This is a genomic window from Maribacter sp., from assembly GCF_049667165.1.
In the GTDB taxonomy this organism is placed as follows: Bacteria; Bacteroidota; Bacteroidia; order Flavobacteriales; family Flavobacteriaceae; genus Maribacter_A.
On record NZ_JBATHS010000092.1, the window covers coordinates 1 to 2,784 of the forward strand.

Sequence of the window (2,784 nt, forward strand, 5' to 3'; positions counted from 1 at the left end):
CTTTGCCATCCACTGAACCGCAATACCTCTTCCTTGAACATAAAGGTTCTAAGGAACATGTACGCCACTGTTTCTTCCTTATCGGAATTCACCGTTTTTAAGATTTCGTTTTTCAAGGAATCGGTCAACCGTTCATCGGCATCCATGAACAATATCCAATCGTTGGTCGCCTGTTCCATGGTATAGGATTTTTGGTCGGTGTAGTTTTTAAAGGGGCGTTGAATGAGTTTTACATGGGGGTGCTCCTTTATTTTTTCAATGGTACCATCCGTACTATTGGAGTCAACCACGACTATTTCATCGACAAAGCTGATATTCTCCAATACCGCTTCGATGTTGCAGATTTCGTTGTAGGTAATCAACAACGCCGTGATCTTTTGCTTTTTGTTTCCGTCCCAGAGGTCAGTAATGGGTTTACCGAACATGTTGTTTATTTTCAACTTTCGGGCCAGGGACAAATCCCTGTGTTCTGGGACTCCATTTTTTTGAACGTATGCTTCCACGACCTCTACCATTCGAAGTGCGGAATTACCGTCCTTATACGGATGGAACTCTTGGTTGATTATATCCCGCTGCGATTTAAAGGGATCATTTTCAAGATTATCCAGAACTTTTTCCGTGAGGTTTGTATAGGTTCTCGAATCGTCCCATTGAATGTTCTCAGCGATGTTCTTATATGAGATTGCAGGTTTGTCCAAGAGGAGAAACTCATAAATCACCGATGAGGTATCGCTGACCAAGACATCTGCTTGGAGTAAAAACTTGATAATGTTCTTTTCTTCTTGAAAGATGACATTGGGAATTCGCTTGTCGAGGTCTTTATAGGCGTCGATCCATTCCTGATCCATAAGGTCATGGAATTTTATAAAGACCACAAAACCCGTTTTAAGGGCAAGTTCTTCAATTTCTTTCAAGAGAAAGGGCGCTGACGTAAGGCTCGGGGAAAAGGTGGGTGCGAAAAGTACGATTTTATCCGTGCCAAAGTGTTGTAATATTTTTTCCTTATCCGTATCGTATGCGTTACGGTTTTTACCATAGACGTCCAATTTGGGCCAGCCCGTCTCGATGACATCGAAATTCTTGTATTTCGCTCTCAACGTATTGAACTTTTTCGTGAAATAGGGCCCCTGGGTCAAATAAAGGTCGAAGTAATTTCGAATATGGAAATGCCCCTTTTTTTCCCCGGCCAAGCCATGAAAAATCTGTACTTTAAGGCCTCTAAGGTAATAGGGTACCTCATTGCCCGGGACGAAAATAGCGTCGCTTCGGAACAATTGTAAATCCAGGATGCTGGTGGTGAATTTTTCTTTTTTGAAGGGAAAGCCATGCAATAGTTTTTTGGGAATATACCAGAGATATTCATGGGAAGCCGCCTTAAAAACGTCCTGAATAGGCGCCATGATCCCAAACGCATAGGCATTTTGACAAAAAAGAATGACTTTCATTAACGGAAAAGGTTATTTGCGTTATCCAAATCCTCTTTGAAATCGACCTCCATACAATCAAAGGCGGATATGTCAACCGCACTGATCTGTAAATTGTCTTTCGCTATGGCCAATTCCAAACCACGCTCAAAATAATCATTGTCATCACATTCCTCCAACCGTGCAATAAAATATTTAATGTCTTTTTTAGCGATAAAATTTATTCCGACAGCCTCACCTAAACCGTTTTTCACTGATTTGGAAAGTTGCTCTATATAATTATTTTTCAAAGTATATTTCACTTCTTCTTCGTCAACCTTACTCGTGTTCACCGCTACAAAAGATTGCTTGTTTTTAATATAAGGATTTAGTTCTTGCAATAATCCAACATCAAAAACCACATCCCCATTTAACCAAAGTACCGATTTGTCCTTATTCTTTTTAAGGGCTTGTAAAAGGCTTTTTGAAGTATTGGTGCGATCAAAGAACGGATTGTAGATGTAGGTGACCTCAGGAAATCGTTCCATAATCAAATCTTTTTTAAAACCGACAACAATACTGATATCATCAATATTAAAATGTTGGGACAAATTATCCAATTGCATCCCCATGATACTCTTACCATTGTTCAAAGGGGTCAAAGGTTTGGGAAAAGGGTTGCCCAATCGGGAACCAATACCTGCTGCAAGGATAACAATTTTCATAAGTTGGTGTTGTCATAGGCCGTTTTTATATCAACCGCCTTGGTATATGCAAAGTTACTTGTTTTATTTATAAATGAAATAGCAATGACATGGGACAAAAGAACCTTGATTTTCATATCTCGTAATTGAATTTTGATTTTGTAGTTTTGCAGTCAATTTATTTTAAAGTATATGGTTGATTTAGATTTGATTAAACTACAGACCGAGTTTAAGAACTGGAGCGTTTCAGAACATTCAGCGAAAGGGATAGTTTTAGTTTCGACAACTATGGATAATGAGAACGAAATCCCAAAAATCATAGATTATCTATATACACATGTTCCCGGCAAAAAATGGACGATTGACATAGATGGATTTAAAATAATAGCAAAGCCAAATCATCGCGCAAAGTACAATAGAATGTATACCTCAGGTTGTTTCGATATCTTCCATTATGGTCATCTGAACATCCTTATAAAATCCAAGGAGCTCTGCGACTATTTGATTGTGGGGGTATCTACGGATGAATTGGTTGAGAAGGAAAAAGGTAAGAAACCGGTCATCCCTTTTCATGAAAGATTTAAGGTAGTACAATCCATAGGTCTTGTTGATGAAGTAATTCCACAGAAAGATAAAAACAAACAGAAAATAGTCGATTCCTATAAAATCGATGCGAT

General features: G+C 38.7%; 3 protein-coding genes. 1 reads left to right on the forward strand and 2 read right to left on the reverse strand.

Annotation, left to right across the window (positions count from 1 at the left end; translation table 11 throughout):
* Positions 1 to 1,445, reverse strand: a 1,445-nt coding sequence (locus WBM98_RS05100; RefSeq protein WP_424364950.1) for a CDP-glycerol glycerophosphotransferase family protein, incomplete at its 3' end; no start/stop codon positions are given.
* A complete protein-coding gene (locus WBM98_RS05105) occupies positions 1,445 to 2,128 on the reverse strand; it encodes an NTP transferase domain-containing protein (protein WP_424364951.1) in 684 nt (227 codons plus the stop codon). The genes WBM98_RS05100 and WBM98_RS05105, both read right to left, overlap by 1 nt.
* Positions 2,129 to 2,299: 171 nt before the next feature.
* On the opposite strand from WBM98_RS05105, the gene WBM98_RS05110 reads away from it, so the two are divergent.
* The coding region (locus tag WBM98_RS05110; protein ID WP_424364952.1) for an adenylyltransferase/cytidyltransferase family protein at positions 2,300 to 2,784 on the forward strand (485 nt) is incomplete at its 3' end.